The organism is Streptomyces sp. NPDC023838, from assembly GCF_040639555.1.
In the GTDB taxonomy this organism is placed as follows: Bacteria; Actinomycetota; Actinomycetes; order Streptomycetales; family Streptomycetaceae; genus Streptomyces.
Genome location: NZ_JBFAAD010000017.1, coordinates 88,207 through 105,433, shown reverse-complemented (window position 1 = coordinate 105,433; position 17,227 = coordinate 88,207). Strand labels below are relative to the sequence as shown.

The following is a 17,227-nucleotide window of genomic DNA, read 5'->3' as shown; positions in this document are numbered from 1 at the left end:
CCCTCGACACCATGTCGCTCTACGCCGCGTACGCCGGCAACATGGATCCGCGGCTGATGACGCGCCGCGCACCGCACTCCCCGCTGCGCGGCACCGGCTGGCTCAACGGCTGGCGGCTGACGTTCGGCGGGGAGCAGATGGGCTGGGAGGGTGCCCTCGCCACGATCGTGGAGGCACCGCGCTCCCAGGTCTTCGTCGCGCTGTACGACGTCGCCCCCCTGGACGAGGACTCCATGGACCGCTGGGAGGGTGTCGGCCTCGACATCTACCGCCGGATGCGGGTGCGGGTGGACACGCTGGACGGGGAGGAGCCGGCGTGGGTGTACGTGCTGAACGCCTATGAGGGCGGTCTGCCCTCGGCCCGCTACCTGGGCGAGCTGGCCGACGCGGCCGAGTCGGCGGGGGCGCCGCACGACTACGTCATGGAGCTGCGGAAGCGGCCCTGCTGACGCTGTGCCCGGGCTTTGTCTGCGGGCCGGTGGGGGCTGGTCGCGCCCCCTGGGGGGTTCGGGTCGCCGGGGTCGGCACAGGGATCGCCCCGTAGGGGCGCATTCAGGGGCGCGGGGCTGTGACATTTGCGGCTCCGCCGCGTGGGCGCGAGCAACCCACCACCGGGCTGCGGACAAAGCCCGGGCACGGACGTGGGCACGCCCTCTCGTCGGAAACGACAAGACAACGATCCACCCCTTGTGCGCCAGTCATCTACGCGCGTAGGGCCCCACCGGTTACCCTCGTCGTCGTGAACGCATCTGTTATTCCGGACAACCTCCAGGGCGACCCCCACGCCGCCGCCGACGCCGCCGCCGCCCGCCTGCGCGAGCTGACCGGTGCCGAGACCCACGACGTCGCCCTCGTGATGGGCTCCGGCTGGGCGCCGGCCGCCGACGCGCTCGGTGAGCCCGAGGCCGAGTTCCCGGTCACCGAGCTTCCCGGCTTCCCGCCGCCCGCCGTCGAGGGCCACGGCGGCAAGATCCGCTCGTACCGGATCGGTGAGAAGCGCGCGCTGGTCTTCCTGGGCCGTACGCACTACTACGAGGGCCGCGGCGTCGCCGCCGTCGCGCACGGCGTGCGCACCGCCGTCGCCGCCGGCTGCAAGACCGTCGTGCTCACCAACGGCTGCGGCGGTCTGCGCGAGGGCATGCGCCCGGGCCAGCCCGTCCTGATCAGCGACCACCTCAACCTGACGGCCGCGTCCCCGATCATCGGCGCGAACTTCGTGGACCTGACCGACCTGTACTCGCCGCGGCTGCGCGCGCTGTGCAAGGAGGTCGACTCGTCGCTGGAGGAGGGCGTGTACGTCCAGTTCCCCGGCCCGCACTACGAGACCCCGGCCGAGATCAACATGGTCCGCGTGCTCGGCGGCGACCTCGTCGGCATGTCGACCGTCCTGGAGGCCATCGCGGCCCGCGAGGCCGGCGCCGAGGTGCTGGGCATCTCCCTGGTCACCAACCTGGCCGCGGGCCTGACCGGCGAGCCCCTCAACCACGAAGAGGTGCTCCAGGCCGGCCGTGACTCGGCGGCGCGGATGGGATCGCTGCTGACCCGGGTACTCGACCGCATCTGACCCCTGATCCGACCCGGAAGGGATTCATCGACGTGACGCAGGACCTGACGCAGGACCTGATCGCGCGGGCCAAGGCCTGGCTGGCCGAGGACCCGGACGGCGAGACGCGCGAGGAGCTGGCCAAGCTCATCGACAACGAGGAGCTCGACGAGCTGGCCGTCCGGTTCGGCGGCATGCTCCAGTTCGGTACCGCCGGGCTCCGCGGCGAGCTGGGCGCCGGGCCGATGCGGATGAACCGCTCGGTCGTCATCCGCGCCGCCGCCGGGCTCGCCGCGTACCTGAAGGCGAAGGGCCAGGGCGACGGCCTGGTCGTCATCGGCTACGACGCGCGCTACAAGTCGGCCGACTTCGCGCGCGACACGGCCGCCGTGATGACCGGCGCGGGCCTGAAGGCGGTCGTGCTGCCGCGTCCGCTGCCGACGCCCGTGCTCGCGTACGCGATAAGGCACCTGGGCGCCGTCGCCGGCGTCGAGGTCACCGCCAGCCACAACCCGCCGCGCGACAACGGCTACAAGGTCTACCTCGGCGACGGCTCGCAGATCGTGCCGCCCGCCGACGCCGAGATCGCCGCCGAGATCGCCGCGGTCGCCTCGCTGCACGACGTGCCGCGCCCCGAGGACGGCTGGCAGACGCTCGGCGAGGAGGTCCTGGAGGCCTATCTGGAGCGTACGGACGCGGTGCTGACCCCCGGGTCCCCGCGCACCGCCCGCGTCGTCTACACGGCCATGCACGGCGTCGGCAAGGACGTCCTGACGGCGGCCTTCGCCCGGGCGGGCTTCCCGCCGCCGGCGCTGGTGGCCGAGCAGGCCGACCCGGACCCGGCGTTCCCGACGGTGGCGTTCCCCAACCCGGAGGAGCCGGGCGCGATGGACCTGGCCTTCGAGGCCGCCCGCGCCGTCGTCCCGGACATCGTCATCGCCAACGACCCGGACGCGGACCGCTGCGCGGTCGCCGTGCCGGACGCGTCGGTGGAGGGCGGCTGGCGGATGCTGCGCGGCGACGAGGTCGGCTCGCTGCTCGCCCAGCACCTGGTCGGCCGGGGCGTGAGCGGCGTCTTCGCCGAGTCGATCGTCTCGTCCTCGCTGCTCGGCCGGATCGCCGAGGCGGCCGGTCTGGGCTACGAGGAGACCCTGACGGGCTTCAAGTGGATCGCCCGCGTGGAGGGCCTGCGGTACGGGTACGAGGAGGCGCTGGGCTACTGCGTCGACCCCGAGGGCGTACGCGACAAGGACGGCATCACCGCCGCCCTGCTCGTCGCGGAGCTCGCGTCCGTCCTGAAGGAGCAGGGGCGCACGCTCCTGGACCTCCTGGACGACCTGGCCGTACGGCACGGGCTGCACGCCACCGACCAGCTGTCGGTGCGGGTGGAGGACCTGTCGGTCATCTCCGACGCGATGCGGCGCCTGCGCGAGAAGCCGCCGACGGCGCTGGCGGGCCTGGCGGTCACCAAGGCCGAGGACCTCACCGAGGGCACCGAGGAGCTGCCGCCGACCGACGGTCTGCGCTACTACCTCGAAGGCGCCCGCGTGATCGTCCGCCCGAGCGGCACGGAGCCGAAGCTCAAGTGCTACCTGGAGGTCGTGGTCCCGGTGGCGTCGCGGGACGCGCTGGGCGAGGCGCGTACGAAGGCAGCGGAGTTGCTGGTGGGCATCAAGCGGGACCTGGCGGCGGCCGCAGGTATCTGACCGGACCGGCGTTCGTCTGCGGACCGTGCTGGGTTGCTCGCGCCCACGCGGCGGAGCCGCATATGTCACAGCCCCGCGCCCCTGGGTAGTTAGGGGCGCGGGGAACTGCGCGACCAGCCACAGACGGTCCGCAGCCGAAGGGAACACGCTCCCCGCCAGGGAAAACGCACCCGAAAGCGTGAACCCCCTACGGCGTCCGGCGCAGCCCCCCGCACCCTTTCCGGATCATCCGAGAAAGGGTGACCCGGAACCGCTCGCCGAGCCCAGGAGCACCGCCGTGCCCCCGATCACCTCACCGGCGGCGCGTGCGCGCAGTCGTACGAGCCGCCGTACCGTCCCCGCAGCCCGCAGCCCGTACGGGCACGGCGGAGACGGTCTGCGTGTCATCCGGGCCTCGGCCCGGGCAGCGTTCAGGCGGGCGGCCCCCGCCCTCCTCGGCCACCTCGCCGTACGACTGCTCGGCCTCGCCGTCCTCGCCCGCTGGGCGCACCTCCAGCACCACGGCGTGTGGACGACGCTCGCCACCTCCTGGGACTCGCACTGGTACCTCGGCATCGCCGACCACGGCTACGACCACGAGCTCGGCACCCGGCTCAACCACAACAACCTGGCGTTCTTCCCGCTCTACCCGGCCGTGATCAAGGCGGTCGCCGCCGTCACGCCGGGCTCACGGGCGAGCGTGGGGCTCGTCGTCGCGGTGCTGTGCTCGTCGGCCGCGGCCTGGGGGATCTTCGCGGTCGGGGACCGGCTGTACGGGCGGCGCGCCGGAACCGTCCTCGCGGTCCTGTGGGGCGCGCTGCCGGTGGGCGCCGTGCAGTGGATGGGCTACACCGAATCGCTGTTCACCGCGCTCGCCGCCTGGTCGCTGTACTGCGTTCTGACCGGCCGCTGGGTGGCGGCGGGCGCGCTGGCCTCGCTGGCGGGGCTGACCCGGCCGACGGGCATCGCGGTGGCGGCGGCGGTCGCGCTCACCGCCCTGGCGGCGCTGTGGCGCGGCGGTTTCGCCCGGCGCCCGCTCGCCGGGGCGCTGCTCGCGCCGCTGGGCTGGTTCGGGTTCGTCGCCTGGGTCGGGGCCCGGCTCGGCCGCTGGGACGGCTACTTCGCGGTCCAGCGGCTGTGGACGAACGAGTGGGACGGCGGCGCCGACACCCTGCGCGAGCTGCGCACCCTGCTGGTCTACGACCGTTCCCCGGCGCTGTTCCTGGTGGTCGTCTCGCTCGTGCTGATCCTGGCGGGCGTGCTTTTCCTGCTCTGCCTCGCCGACCGCCAGCCGCCGGTGCTGCTGGTCTTCTCGGGCGTGCTGCTGCTCGTCGTGCTGGGCAGCGGCGGCGTCTACTTCCCGCGCGCCCGCTTCCTGGTCCCCGGCTTCCCGCTGCTGCTGCCGCTCGCGGTGGCGCTCGCCCGGGCGCGGCGCCACGTGGCCGTGCTGATGCTGGGGGCGGCGGCCCTGTCGTCGGCGTGGCTGGGCGCGTACATGCTGCTCGTGTGGCCCGGCCCGCCGTGAGGCGGCGGCCCCGTACCGTACCGGCGTGTCAGGCGACGGCGAGGAGCACGATCAGCAGGACCGCGCCCGCGGCGGCCGGGGCGATGATCTCGTAGGCCCAGCGCACGCTCGGGCCGCCCTGCCCTCCCTCGCGTGCGGCGCCCCGCTCGGCCAGCTCGCGCAGCTCGCGGATGGTGCGGTCGGCGGGCGCGAGGCGGGACTTGTCGTCAGCGCTCGCGGTCGGCGAGGTGCGGCTGTACGGGTCGGACGCCGAGGCGCGCACCTGGGCGCGGGCGGCGCGCTTGCGCTGGCGCAGCGAGACGGGGATCGACCACAGCTGGTACTTGGTGCCGGCCTGGTCGAACACCTCGCTGGAGTACCCGGCCCGTACGTCCGCGACCGCCGCCCACGGCAGGGTGATGGTCCGGAACGGGTTGCGGACCCGCAGCCGGTCGTCGTTGGCGAACACGGCCGGGCGGACGGTGAACGCGAAGACCAGCGGCACGCCGCAGAGCAGCCCGGCCAGCGCCAGCCAGGGGGCGCTGCCGTGGCCCTGCGCGATCGCGTCCCCGGCCAGCCAGAGCCCGAGCACCAGGAGCACCGCGCCTCCGGCGATGCCGCCGGGTGACCGGTAGACGCGGTCGGCGTAGGTGGGCTCGGCGGGCGGCGTGGGGCTCGTCATGGGGCCGATTGTGCACTACGTGTTCGAGTACGTCCTCCGGGGGCCGCGACGCACGGCGGGGTGCCGCCACGAAGGAGGTCGTGGCGGCACCCCGGTGGAGCGTGTGCGGGTCAGCGGCGGGCGCCCCGGCGGCGCAGCGCGGCGAAGCCGAGCCCGGCCACGCCGACGGACGCGAGGCCCGCGCCGCCCGCGACGAGCGCGGTGTTGCCGCCCTTGCCGTCCTCGACCTCGGCCCCGGCGGCGACGGCGCCCTTGGGGACGATCTGCACGCCGGTGGCGGCGGTCTGGGCGGTGGTGCCAGTGCCGGTGGCGGTGGCGGTCTTGTCGCCCGGGGTGGTCGCGCACGTGGCCGGCTTCTTCGGGAACTTCACGGTGTCCCACGGGGTCTGGCCGCCGTGCACGCGCATCTGGAAGGTGGGCCGGCCCGGCTCCAGGTCCTTGACCCGGGCACCGCCCAGGACGCCCTCGCGGTCGGTGGTGGACAGGGTGTCGTAGACCGTGCCGTTCTTGGCGTTGAGCACCTCGGCGACCGCGCCCTTGGGGCCGTTGGACAGCCGCAGGCTCAGACCGTCGAACGGGGAGCCGCTGGTGCGGTAGGCGGTGCAGCCCTTGGTGTACTCGAAGGCGCCCGCGTCGAAGCCGCCCGACTTGTTGAGCCAGGAGCCCACCTTGCCCGCGTTGTCGAGGCCCACCCACATCGAGTCGACCTGCTCGCCCGCCGAGGGGCCGCTCGCGGGGCCGCCGGCCGCGAGCGTCACGTGGTAGCCGTCCCGGTCGAGCTCCAGGACGTACTGGCCCGTGCCCTTCTTCCACAGCTCCCCGTAGGTGCCGTCGGCCAGCTTGCGCCCGCCGACGTCCTGGCTGTCGCTGCCCACCTCGGCCGAGGTGACGTCGCCCCCGGAGTCGAGGGTCACCTGGACGCTGCCGAAGCGCTTGGTGTCCTTGGACGGGTACCCGGCGCCCGCCGTGAGCTCGCCGAGCTCCTTGGTCCCCTTGAGGACGGTCGCCGTGTAGTACTTGTGCTGGTCGCCCCGGTGGTAGACCTTGGCGGTCAGGCCGCCCTTGAGCGAGACCGTACGCAGGACGGGAGCACCGTCGTTGACGCGCTCGGGGAACAGGATCGTGCGGCTGCCGGTGGCGCCGGTGACGTCCAGCATCGGGATCTCGGCGGTCGCGGCCGCCAGGCGCAGCTTGAGCCCGCCGACGGTGGCGGAGGTGTGCGTCCGGTCGAGCACGGCCAGGACCTTGCCGGCGTAGCCGTCGGAGGGCTTCCAGTCCGGGCCGACCGCGCGGATCCAGGCCTCGGCGCCGCCGTCGGCGGTGTGGTTGCGCAGAACCGCCATGTACCCCGGAGCGAGCGAGACCTTGAGGCCGTCGTAGCGGTCGGTGGTGGTGGCGCCCGCCTTGGCGGAGGAGGCCGCGGGCGCGGCGAGCGCGGTGGTCGCGGTGACGACCGGGGTGAGGGCGACACCGGCGACGACGGCGTTCCAAAGCGGTCCTGGCCAGCGGGGCTGTACAGGACGCTACGCGCGTAGATATGCTCATCTGGTGACCATGCCCACCAATGCACCTGCAGCTGCCCTCGCCGACGCGACCGCGTCGGACGCGGCACTGCGCCGCTTCCTCCACGGGCTCCCCGGCATCGATCCGGTGGGCCTGGAAGCGCGCGCCGCGTCCCTCGGCACCCGTTCGATCAAGACGACGGCCAAGGCGTACGCCATCGACCTGGCCATTTCGATGATCGACCTGACGACGCTCGAAGGCGCGGACACCCCGGGCAAGGTCCGGGCGCTCGCCGCCAAGGCCGTCCACCCCGACCCGCTCGACCGCACCGCCCCGGCCACCGCCGCCGTCTGTGTCTACCCCGACATGGTGGCCACCGCCAAGGAGACCCTGAAGGGCTCGGACGTGAAGGTCGCGTCCGTCGCCACGGCCTTCCCGGCGGGCCGTGCCGCCCTCCCGGTCAAGCTCGCGGACGTACGCGACGCGGTGGCCGCCGGCGCCGACGAGATCGACATGGTGATCGACCGGGGCGCGTTCCTGGCCGGCCACTACCTCAAGGTGTACGAGGAGATCACGGCCGTGAAGGCCGAGTGCGGTGACAAGGCCCGCCTCAAGGTCATCTTCGAGACCGGCGAGCTCTCCACGTACGACAACATCCGCCGCGCCTCCTGGCTCGGCATGATGGGCGGCGCCGACTTCATCAAGACGTCGACCGGCAAGGTCGCGGTGAACGCGACGCCCGCCAACACCCTGGTCCTTCTGGAGGCCGTGCGCGACTACCGCGCCCAGACCGGCGTCCAGGTCGGCGTGAAGCCCGCCGGCGGCATCCGCTCGACCAAGGACGCGATCAAGTTCCTGGTCCTGGTCAACGAGACCGTGGGCGAGGACTGGCTGGACAACCACTGGTTCCGCTTCGGCGCCTCCTCGCTGCTCAACGACCTGCTGATGCAGCGTCAGAAGCTGGCGACCGGCCGCTACTCCGGCCCTGACTACGTGACGGTGGACTGATCAGCATGGCATCTGTATTCGAGTACGCCCCGGCGCCGGAGTCCCGTTCCGTCGTCGACATCGCGCCTTCGTACGGCCTGTTCATCGACGGCGAGTTCGTCGACGCGGCCGACGGCAAGGTCTTCAAGACCGTCAGCCCGGCGTCCGAGGAAGTCCTGTCCGAGGTCGCCCAGGCGGGCGAGGCGGACGTGGACCGGGCCGTGAAGGCCGCCCGCAAGGCGTTCGAGAAGTGGTCGGCGCTGCCCGGCTCCGAGCGCGCCAAGTACCTCTTCCGCATCGCCCGGATCATCCAGGAGCGCAGCCGCGAGCTGGCCGTCCTGGAGACCCTGGACAACGGCAAGCCGATCAAGGAGACCCGCGACGCGGACCTCCCGCTGGTCGCCGCGCACTTCTTCTACTACGCGGGCTGGGCCGACAAGCTCGACCACGCGGGCTACGGCGCCAACCCGAAGCCGCTGGGCGTCGCGGGCCAGGTCATCCCCTGGAACTTCCCGCTCCTGATGCTGGCGTGGAAGATCGCCCCGGCGCTCGCGACCGGCAACACGGTCGTGCTCAAGCCCGCCGAGACGACCCCGCTGACCGCCCTGTTCTTCGCGGACATCTGCCGCCAGGCGGGCCTGCCCAAGGGCGTCGTCAACATCCTCACCGGGTACGGCGACGCGGGCGCGGCCCTCGTCGGGCACCCCGGCGTCGACAAGGTCGCCTTCACCGGCTCGACCGCCGTCGGCAAGGCCATCGCCCGTTCCGTGGCGGGCACCGACAAGAAGGTCACGCTGGAGCTGGGCGGCAAGGGCGCCAACATCGTCTTCGACGACGCCCCCATCGACCAGGCCGTCGAGGGCATCGTCAACGGCATCTTCTTCAACCAGGGCCAGGTCTGCTGCGCGGGCTCGCGCCTGCTGGTCCAGGAGTCGATCCAGGACGAGCTGCTGGACGCGCTGAAGCGCCGTCTGTCGACGCTGCGCCTCGGCGACCCGCTCGACAAGAACACCGACATCGGCGCCATCAACTCGGCCGAGCAGCTGGCCCGGATCACCGCGCTCGCCGAGACCGGCGAGGCCGAGGGCGCCGAGCGCTGGTCCCCGGCGTGCGAGCTCCCGTCCGCCGGCTACTGGTTCGCCCCGACGCTGTTCACCAACGTCACCCAGGCGCACACCATCGCCCGCGACGAGATCTTCGGCCCGGTCCTGTCGGTGCTGTCGTTCCGTACGCCGGACGAGGCCGTCGCCAAGGCCAACAACAGCCAGTACGGCCTGTCGGCGGGCATCTGGACGGAGAAGGGCTCGCGCATCCTCGCGGTCGCGAACAAGCTCCGGGCCGGTGTCGTGTGGGCCAACACGTTCAACAAGTTCGACCCGACCTCGCCGTTCGGCGGCTACAAGGAGTCGGGCTTCGGGCGCGAAGGCGGCCGTCACGGCCTGGAGGGTTACCTCGATGTCTGAGTCTTCATCGTCTTCTACGTCTTCCGCGGCGCGTCTGAGCGTCTTCAAGACCTACAAGCTGTACGTGGGCGGGAAGTTCCCGCGTTCCGAGAGCGGCCGGGTGTACGAGGTGAGCGACGCGAAGGGCAACTGGCTGGCGAACGCTCCCCAGTCCTCCCGCAAGGACGCGCGGGACGCGGTCGTCGCCGCCCGCAAGGCGTTCGGCGGCTGGTCGGGCGCGACCGCGTACAACCGGGGCCAGGTCCTCTACCGCGTCGCCGAGATGCTGGAGGGCCGCCGCGAGCAGTTCGTCCGTGAGGTCGGCGAGGCGGAGGGGCTGTCGAAGTCCAAGGCCGCCGCGGTCGTCGACGCGGCGGTCGACCGCTGGGTCTGGTACGCGGGCTGGACCGACAAGATCGCCCAGATCGTCGGCGGCGCGAACCCGGTCGCCGGGCCGTACTTCAACCTGTCCACGCCGGAGCCGACGGGTGTCGTGACCGTCCTCGCGCCCCAGGAGTCGTCGTTCCTGGGCCTGGTGTCGGTGATCGCCCCGGTGATCGCCACTGGCAACACGGCCGTGGTGATCGCGAGCGAGAAGGCGCCGCTTCCCGCGCTGTCGCTGGGTGAGGTGCTGGCCACCTCCGATCTGCCGGGGGGTGTCGTCAACGTCCTCTCCGGCAAGACGGCCGAGATCGCGCTGCCGCTCGCCTCGCACCAGGACGTCAACGGGCTGGACCTCACGGGCGCGTCCACCGAGCTCGCGCGCGAGCTGGAGGTCGCCGCGGCGGACAACCTCAAGCGGGTGCTGCGCCCCGGCGCGGCCGACTGGTCCGCCGATCCCGGTACGCACCGGATGACGGCGTTCCTGGAGACCAAGACGGTCTGGCATCCGACGGGGTCGCTGGGCGCGTCCGGCTCGGCCTACTAGGCGCGACTTCTGGGGCGCGGTTGTTCGGCTGCGGACCGTGCGTGGCTGGGCGCGCCCGCACGGCGGAGCCGCATAGGTCACGGCCCCGCGCCCCTGAGGGGGTGCACCGGCTCGGCGCAGTATCGCTCTGCCCAGTCACCGCACCCCCCCAAGTACCCCGAACGGCGCCCCGGGCCCCCACCCGTGGCGCCGTTCGGTTTGTTCGTGGTCAGCCCGGGAGCAGCCGGGTCGCGGCGCCGCCGACCAGCGGGAAGTCCTTGAGCGCGCCGCTCTCGTGCAGCGGGGCCGTCGCCATCGCCGTCGAGATCGGCTTGAAGTCGGCGATCTGGGTGCCCACCGCGTTGTCCAACGGGTCCACCCGCGTCTTGGCGAACGGGTTCAGGCTGAGCGTCTTCGCCGGGGCGAGGCTGTTCGTCAGCCCGGCCGACAGGTCGCCCGTCACGGACCGCGTGGAGCCGTCCACCGTGGCCCCGAGGTCCGCGACGGCCTGTCCGACCAGCTCGGTCGGGCCGGGGGCCGCCGCCTGGGCCCCGCCCGCGGCCCCGGCCAGCGCCGCGCCCGCGGCGGTCGCGGTGAGCCCGGCGCGCAGCAACACACGGCCGCGACGGGTCCCGTCGGCTTGGTTTCGTGCCATGTCGTCCCACTCTCCTACGTATCGGTGCGAGCACGCAGCGTAGTTGAGGTGTGATGCTCGATACCAACGGGCTCCCCGAGGGGTCCACCTCCCGGGTGCATGCCTCAGACTGGTGTCCCGTGACCGCACACGCCATCCCGACCCGCGTCGTCCTCCTCACGGGTCCCTCCGGTTCCGGAAAGTCCTCCCTCGCCGCGCGCACGGGCCTGCCCGTACTGCGCCTGGACGACTTCTACAAGGAGGGCGACGACCCGACCCTGCCGCGTGTGCCCGACTCCCCGGACATCGACTGGGACTCCCCGCAGTCCTGGGACGCCGACGCGGCCGTGGCGGCCGTCGTCGAGCTGTGCCGTACGGGGCGTACGGCCGTGCCGGAGTACGACATCGCCACCAGCTCGCGGACCGGGACGAGTCTGTTCGGCATCGACCGCACGCCGCTGTTCGTCGCGGAGGGGATCTTCGCGGCGGACATCGTGGCGCGGGTGCGGGAGCACGGCGTACTCGCCGACGCGCTGTGTCTGCGCGGGCGGCCCTCCACGACGTTCCGGCGCCGGCTCGCGCGCGACCTCAAGGAGGGGCGCAAGTCCGTGCCGTTCCTGTTGCGGCGGGGGTGGCGGCTGATGCGGGCCGAGCGCGGGATCGTGGCCCGGCAGGCGGCGCTGGGGGCGCACCCCTGCGGCAAGGAGGAGGCGCTCGGCCGCCTCGCGGCGGCCGCGGCGGGTCGGTGTGTGGCCGCGCCCGCGGCGCAGGTCTGAGTCGACCGTCGGCGGCTGCCGACCGGGACGCCCCACACACAGACGGAAGCCAACGGAAAAAAGCGGGACCGAGTGGGCCCCCCGGCCCCGTCGGTCCCGCCTGTTCCCCCGTTACCCGTACGTCCGACGTATCCCCCGAGACGCCGGCCCCCGTACGCTCCCCCGTGACCCCCGTACTCCGGCGGCTGCCACCGCCGGGATCGACCTTCAGGCCACCAGCTCGCCGAAGGACTCCTCCTCGTCACGGCCGAAGGCGAGGACGTCGTCCTCGCGCAGCCGGCGGAGCGACCGCCAGATGCTCGACTTCACCGTGCCGACACTGATGTCCAGGATGTCCGCGATCTCCGGGTCCGTACGGCCCTCGTAGTACCGCAGGACCAGCATGGTGCGCTGGAGTTCGGGCAGTCGCGCCAGCGCCTGCCAGAGCACCGCGCGCAGCTCCGTGCCGCGCATCGCGTCCGTGTCGCCCGCCGTCTCCGGCAGCTCCTCGGTCGGGTACTCGTTCAGCTTGCGGCGGCGCCACGCGCTGATGTGGAGGTTCGTCATGGTGCGGCGGAGGTAGCCCCCGACCGCGGCCTTGTCGCTGATCCGGTCCCAGGCCCGGTAGGTCGAGAACAGCGCGCTCTGCAGCAGGTCCTCGGCCTCGAACCGGTCGCCGGTCAGGTGGTAGGCGGTGGCGTACAGGGAGGCCCGACGCTCCTGCACGTAGGCGGTGAACTCCGCCTCCGAGCCCGAGCGCTCCCCCGTGACCTCCCCGTACGCCGCATCCCCGCTGGTCCCCGCGCCCTTGAAGGGCGAGACCGGCGCCGCGTCGAGCACCGTCATGTACGTCTGGTGCTGACGCCCGGTGCCGCGAGCGCACCCCCGTCCGCTCACGGCACCGGACTTCTCGCTCCGCACGACGTCGTGGAGACGCGTGACAACTGCGCTTGAGGTGGTGCTGTGCAGTGCGTTCATCTCGCGCCCCCCGTCGGTGGAGTCTTGTTTCGGTCGGTACGAGGAAGAGCTTGCCGAGCCAGTTTCATGGCGTTGTCCGACGACTGTCACAGGCCTGTCACAGCGCGCGCCACCACGGACGGTGGGCCCCTGCTGGGGGTCCGGGGGCCGCCCCCCGGATGGACACAGCATGGCGTTGTCCGACGACTGTCAGAGGGCTGTCACAGCGGCCTGTGCGCGGTCGAGCGGGGGCGATGTCCACGGAAGGTCGAACTCCGCTCCCCCATGGGCCAGAATGACCTCCGTGCCTTTCCTGTTGCTGATCGAGGACGACGACGCCATCCGTACGGCGCTCGAACTCTCCCTGTCCCGCCAGGGCCACCGAGTGGCCACCGCGGCGACGGGAGAGGACGGCCTGAAGCTGCTGCGCGAGCAGCGGCCGGATCTGGTCGTGCTGGATGTGATGCTGCCCGGAATCGACGGCTTCGAGGTGTGCCGCCGTATCCGGCGCACGGACCAGCTGCCGATCATCCTGCTGACCGCGCGCAGCGACGACATCGACGTGGTCGTCGGCCTGGAGTCCGGTGCCGACGACTACGTGGTCAAGCCGGTGCAGGGCCGGGTGCTGGACGCCCGGATCCGCGCGGTGCTGCGCCGGGGCGAGCGCGAGGCCACCGACTCGGCCACGTTCGGCAGTGTGGTGATCGACCGCGCCGCGATGACGGTCACCAAGAACGGCGAGGACCTGCAACTGACGCCCACCGAGCTGCGGTTGCTACTGGAGCTGAGCCGGCGGCCGGGGCAGGCGCTCTCCCGCCAGCAGCTGCTGCGGCTGGTGTGGGAGCACGACTACCTGGGCGACTCCCGCCTGGTCGACGCGTGCGTACAGCGGCTGCGGGCCAAGGTCGAGGACGTACCGTCGTCCCCCACACTGATCCGTACCGTGCGCGGGGTGGGCTACCGCCTCGACACACCTTCCTGACCCCGGCACTCCCGGCACCGTCCCCAAGAAAGCAGCGATTCGGAACGTGAAGAAGGCGATACTCGCCGGCCTCCGCTGGACCAGCCTGCGCCTGCGTCTGGTCGTCGTGTTCGCGCTCGTCGCGCTGACCGCCGCCGTCTCCGCGTCGGGGATCGCGTACTGGCTCAACCGCGAGGCCGTGCTCGTGCGCACCCAGGACGCGGCGCTCGGCGACTTCCGGCAGGAGATGCAGAACCGGGCGGCCTCGCTGCCGCTCAGGCCGACCGCGCGCGACCTGCAGACGACCGCCCAGCAGATGGCGGGCAGCAGCCGCTCCGGCCACCACGTCAGCTCCGGCTACCAGGTGCTCCTGGTGGACCAGCGCGACCCGGGCAAGCCGATCGTGGGGGCGTCCGACGTGGACCGCTTCACCCTCGACGACGTACCGGCCTCGCTCCAGGAGGCGGTGAACAAGAAGCAGAAGGTCACCGACAGCAACTCCTATCCGTACCACCTGTTCTGGCAGCGCAGGACCCTGCGCGGAAAGCCGTACCTGGTGGGCGGAACAAAGATCATCGGGGGCGGCGCCACCGGTTACATGCTCGCCTCGCTCGACCAGGAGCGCCAGGACCTCAACTCGCTGGCCTGGTCGCTCGGGATCGCCACCGGGCTCGCGCTGCTCGGCTCCGCGCTGCTGGCGCAGGCAGCCGCGACGACCGTGCTGCGGCCGGTGCAGCGGCTCGGCGACGCGGCCCGCCAGCTCGGCGAGGGCAAGCTCGACACCCGGCTGCGGGTCTCGGGAACGGACGAACTGGCCGATCTGTCACGGACGTTCAACAAGACGGCCGAGAGCCTGGAGAAGAAGGTCAGCGACATGAGCGCGCGCGAGGAGGCGAGCCGCCGGTTCGTCGCGGACATGTCGCACGAGCTGCGTACGCCACTGACCGCGCTCACCGCCGTCACCGAGGTCCTGGAGGACGAGGCGGACAGCCTCGACCCGATGATCGCGCCGGCCGTGCAGCTGGTGGTCTCCGAGACGCGGCGGCTGAACGTCCTGGTCGAGAACCTGATGGAGGTCACGCGCTTCGACGCGGGTACGGCCAGACTCGTCCTGGACAACGTGGACATCGCCGACCAGATCACCGCGTGCATCGACGCGCGGGCGTGGCTGGACGCGGTGGACCTGGACGCCGAGCGCGGCATCATGGCGCGGCTCGACCCGCGCCGCCTGGACGTGATCCTGGCCAACCTGATCGGGAACGCGCTCAAGCACGGCGGGTCTCCGGTACGGGTGTCGGTGCGGGTGGAGGGGGCTGCTGAGGGTGAGGAGCTGGTGATCTCGGTACGGGACCACGGGCCCGGCATCCCGGAGGAGGTGCTGCCGCACGTGTTCGACCGCTTCTACAAGGCGAGCGCGTCCCGGCCGCGGTCGGAGGGCAGCGGTCTGGGCCTGTCCATCGCGATGGAGAACGCGCACATCCACGGGGGCGACATCACGGCCGCGAACTCGCCGGAGGGCGGCGCGGTGTTCGTGCTGCGGCTGCCGCGCGGTGGGGGTGAGGAGGCGTGAGAGCACGGCTGTCGGGCGGGGCGCTCGCCCTGCTGGCGCTGGGCGCAGCTGTGACCGGGTGCGGCATCCGGCCGACGGCGGTCCCGGTGGACGCGGGGCCCGCGCCGTCGCGGGTGCCGTGCGAGGTGCCGGGGAACGCGGTGACGCCGCAGTTCGAGGGCGTGACGGTCCGGGTCTATCTGGTGTGCGGGGCGCAGCTGGTGTCGGCCGAGCGGTCGGTGCGGATCCCGGAGGGCCGGGCGTCCGCCGACCGCCTCCGGTTCGCGGAGGCGCTGCTCTCCGAGCTGGAGGTGACGCCGACGGGGGACGAGAAGGCGGCGGGGTACACGACGGATGTGCGCGGTCCGCTGACGGTGACGGCGGCGCGCAAGGGCGATCCGGCGGGCGCGCTCCGGCTCTCGCGGCGGCCCGAGGATCTGCCGGCGCTCGCGCTGTCGCAGATCGTGTGTACGTACGCGGAGAACACGCCGACGTCGTCCGGGGCGCAGGTGGTGCTCGGGGGGCCGGGGGAGGATCCCGCGCGGGGCTACGCGTGTACGTCGGAGATGAAGTCCCGCCCGGACACGGCCCCGACACTGGGCGAGGCGCTCCACCCGACCGGGTCGAGTTCCCCCACGCCGCCCCTTCCCTGAACCCTCCGGGGGCGGGCGGGGCCGAGGCGGGCCCCCGGGGCTACGCCCCCGGCCCCCGCCTGCGGGGCCAGCGCCCCCTGCACCCCACTCCCGAGGCTTCGCCCCGGGCCCCGTTCATCTGCGGGCCGGTGGGGGCTGGTCGCGCAGTTCCCCGCGCCCCTAAGAGGTTCGGGGGTGCGGCCGCTGCAACCCGCAACTTTCAGGGGCGTTGGGCCCGTGACACGCACGGCCCCACCACGCGGGCACGACCAGCCCAGTCCCCCAAGGGGCGCGGGCCTGCGACATGTCCGGCTCCGCCGCGCGGGCGCGGCCAGCCCAGCCCCGTAAGGGGCGCGGGGCCTGTGACATATGCGGCTCCGCCGCGCGGGCACGACCAGCCCAGCCCCGTAAGGGGCGCGGGGCCTGTGACATGTGCGGCTCCGCCGCGCGGGCGCGACCAGCCTCCACCGGCCCGCAGGCGAACACACAGCCGCCCACCGGGCCCGGGCCGCACGCGAAACGGCAGACGTCCACCCGGCCGGGCCGGGGCGGGGCCCAGGAGGCTGGGGCGCGCGGCGGCAAGGTGGGGGAACCGATCGGGGGGGACCGCGCGTCTTGGGGGGCGTGCAACAGCGTCATGGTGCGGGCCCCAGCGCCGCTCTCCGGTTCCGCGCGGCAGCCCTCGCCCTCCTCCTCGCGCACATGGCGCTCGTCGCGTGGCTCACGCTGCGCCCCCGCGACGTCATGTGGGTGACCGCCCCCAACCTCACCCCGCTCGCCGGCATCCGCGCCGACCTGGCGATGGGGTCCCTGGAGGCCGCGTACCGCATCGGGGAGGGGCTCCTGATGCTCGCCCCGCTCGGCGTGCTGCTGCCGCTCGTCGGGGGGCGGCTCGTCGTCTCCCCCGTCGGCTCCCTGCTCCGTACGACCGCCGCCGCCGCACTCGTCTCGCTCGGCATCGCCCTGCTGCAGACCTCCGTGCCCGGCCAGGTCGCCGACGTGGACGCGCTGCTCCTGAACACCGCCGGGGCCGCCTTCGCCCACATCGCCGTGGTGCCCGCCGGACGGATCGCCCTGCGGCGGCGCCAGGAGCGGGACGTCCCCGTACCGGCGGCTCAGGGTCGGACCCCGACGATTCCCAGGGTCGGGATCGCCCCGTAGTCCGACGCTTTGCCCGGTTCGGGGCGGCAGGATCGAGTCAGTCGGTCCAGCCGAGTCAAGCCCTGAAGGAGTCCCCATGGCCAGCCTCGCCCGCCCCCGCGACGGACGCATGATCGGCGGGGTGTGCGCGGCGCTCGCGCGCCGCTTCGGCACCTCCGCGACCACCATGCGCGTGATCTTCGTGGTCTCGTGCCTGCTGCCGGGCCCCCAGTTCCTGCTCTACATAGCGCTGTGGATCCTCTTCCCGAACGAGAAGAGCGCCCGCACCGCCTGGTGACCCCCGTGACCGCGGTGACCGCCCAGGACTAGGGCCTGTCGTCAAATT

General features: G+C 72.9%; 17 protein-coding genes. 13 read left to right on the top strand and 4 right to left on the bottom strand.

Features of this window, described 5'->3' with window-relative positions:
• Positions 1-11 precede the first annotated feature (11 nt).
• From AB0G17_RS21530 to AB0G17_RS21515, 4 genes are all read left to right on the top strand, one after another.
• Positions 12-449, top strand: a complete 438-nt coding sequence (locus AB0G17_RS21530) for a gamma-glutamylcyclotransferase (protein WP_101389760.1) — start codon at positions 12-14, stop codon at positions 447-449.
• Positions 450-739: 290 nt separating this feature from the next.
• Positions 740-1,564 carry a purine-nucleoside phosphorylase gene (locus AB0G17_RS21525; RefSeq protein WP_361384947.1) on the top strand — a complete coding sequence of 275 codons (825 nt, stop codon included), beginning with the start codon at positions 740-742 and terminating at the stop codon, positions 1,562-1,564.
• Positions 1,565-1,608: 44 nt separating this feature from the next.
• On the top strand, positions 1,609-3,249 hold the full coding sequence (locus tag AB0G17_RS21520; RefSeq protein ID WP_361385153.1) for a phospho-sugar mutase: 1,641 nt from the start codon (positions 1,609-1,611) through the stop codon (positions 3,247-3,249).
• A gap of 376 nt (positions 3,250-3,625) precedes the next feature.
• A complete protein-coding gene (locus tag AB0G17_RS21515) occupies positions 3,626-4,753 on the top strand; it encodes a glycosyltransferase family 39 protein (protein ID WP_361385150.1) in 1,128 nt (375 codons plus the stop codon).
• A 28-nt stretch (positions 4,754-4,781) separates the two neighbouring features.
• Here the strand turns inward: AB0G17_RS21515 and AB0G17_RS21510 are convergent, their stop codons facing one another.
• Complete coding sequence (locus AB0G17_RS21510; protein WP_361384944.1) at positions 4,782-5,414, bottom strand: PH domain-containing protein; 633 nt, start codon at positions 5,412-5,414, stop codon at positions 4,782-4,784.
• Positions 5,415-5,524: 110 nt separating this feature from the next.
• Positions 5,525-6,757 carry a hypothetical protein gene (locus tag AB0G17_RS21505; protein WP_361384941.1) on the bottom strand — a complete coding sequence of 411 codons (1,233 nt, stop codon included), beginning with the start codon at positions 6,755-6,757 and terminating at the stop codon, positions 5,525-5,527.
• Positions 6,758-6,968: 211 nt separating this feature from the next.
• On the opposite strand from AB0G17_RS21505, the gene deoC reads away from it, so the two are divergent.
• The 3 genes from deoC to AB0G17_RS21490 are packed head-to-tail and all read left to right on the top strand — an operon-like array spanning position 6,969 to position 10,274.
• Positions 6,969-7,925 (top strand): deoxyribose-phosphate aldolase, encoded by a 957-nt coding sequence (gene deoC / locus AB0G17_RS21500; RefSeq protein WP_361385147.1) that lies wholly within the window; start codon positions 6,969-6,971, stop codon positions 7,923-7,925.
• A 5-nt stretch (positions 7,926-7,930) separates the two neighbouring features.
• Positions 7,931-9,367: an aldehyde dehydrogenase family protein gene (locus tag AB0G17_RS21495; protein ID WP_361384938.1), complete on the top strand. Its 1,437-nt coding sequence runs from the start codon at positions 7,931-7,933 to the stop codon at positions 9,365-9,367.
• On the top strand, positions 9,360-10,274 hold the full coding sequence (locus AB0G17_RS21490) for an aldehyde dehydrogenase family protein (protein WP_361384935.1): 915 nt from the start codon (positions 9,360-9,362) through the stop codon (positions 10,272-10,274). The genes AB0G17_RS21495 and AB0G17_RS21490 overlap by 8 nt, the downstream gene beginning before the upstream one ends.
• Before the next feature lie 208 nt (positions 10,275-10,482).
• Here AB0G17_RS21490 and AB0G17_RS21485 read toward each other — a convergent pair whose 3' ends face one another.
• Positions 10,483-10,908 (bottom strand): hypothetical protein, encoded by a 426-nt coding sequence (locus tag AB0G17_RS21485; protein WP_361384932.1) that lies wholly within the window; start codon positions 10,906-10,908, stop codon positions 10,483-10,485.
• A 53-nt stretch (positions 10,909-10,961) separates the two neighbouring features.
• Here AB0G17_RS21485 and AB0G17_RS21480 point away from each other — a divergent pair, with 53 nt between their 5' ends.
• Positions 10,962-11,663: a uridine kinase gene (locus AB0G17_RS21480; protein WP_361384929.1), complete on the top strand. Its 702-nt coding sequence runs from the start codon at positions 10,962-10,964 to the stop codon at positions 11,661-11,663.
• Between the two features lie 207 nt (positions 11,664-11,870).
• Here AB0G17_RS21480 and AB0G17_RS21475 read toward each other — a convergent pair whose 3' ends face one another.
• Entirely contained in the window at positions 11,871-12,620 is a 750-nt protein-coding gene (locus AB0G17_RS21475; RefSeq protein ID WP_361384926.1) for a SigE family RNA polymerase sigma factor, read from the bottom strand.
• A 283-nt stretch (positions 12,621-12,903) separates the two neighbouring features.
• Here AB0G17_RS21475 and afsQ1 point away from each other — a divergent pair, with 283 nt between their 5' ends.
• The 5 genes from afsQ1 (at position 12,904) to AB0G17_RS21450 (ending at position 17,179) form a co-directional block, all read left to right on the top strand.
• Positions 12,904-13,581 (top strand): two-component system response regulator AfsQ1, encoded by a 678-nt coding sequence (gene afsQ1, locus AB0G17_RS21470; protein ID WP_188276234.1) that lies wholly within the window; start codon positions 12,904-12,906, stop codon positions 13,579-13,581.
• A 46-nt stretch (positions 13,582-13,627) separates the two neighbouring features.
• Positions 13,628-15,130 (top strand): HAMP domain-containing sensor histidine kinase, encoded by a 1,503-nt coding sequence (locus AB0G17_RS21465; RefSeq protein WP_361384921.1) that lies wholly within the window; start codon positions 13,628-13,630, stop codon positions 15,128-15,130.
• The gene (locus tag AB0G17_RS21460; RefSeq protein ID WP_361384918.1) at positions 15,127-15,762 is read left to right on the top strand and encodes a hypothetical protein; all 636 of its coding nucleotides are present in this window, start codon (positions 15,127-15,129) and stop codon (positions 15,760-15,762) included. Before AB0G17_RS21465 ends, AB0G17_RS21460 begins: the two co-directional genes overlap by 4 nt.
• 603 nt (positions 15,763-16,365) lie before the next feature.
• Positions 16,366-16,902, top strand: a complete 537-nt coding sequence (locus AB0G17_RS21455) for a VanZ family protein (RefSeq protein WP_361384915.1) — start codon at positions 16,366-16,368, stop codon at positions 16,900-16,902.
• Positions 16,903-16,978: 76 nt separating this feature from the next.
• A complete protein-coding gene (locus AB0G17_RS21450; protein WP_361384912.1) occupies positions 16,979-17,179 on the top strand; it encodes a PspC domain-containing protein in 201 nt (66 codons plus the stop codon).
• Positions 17,180-17,227 lie beyond the last annotated feature (48 nt).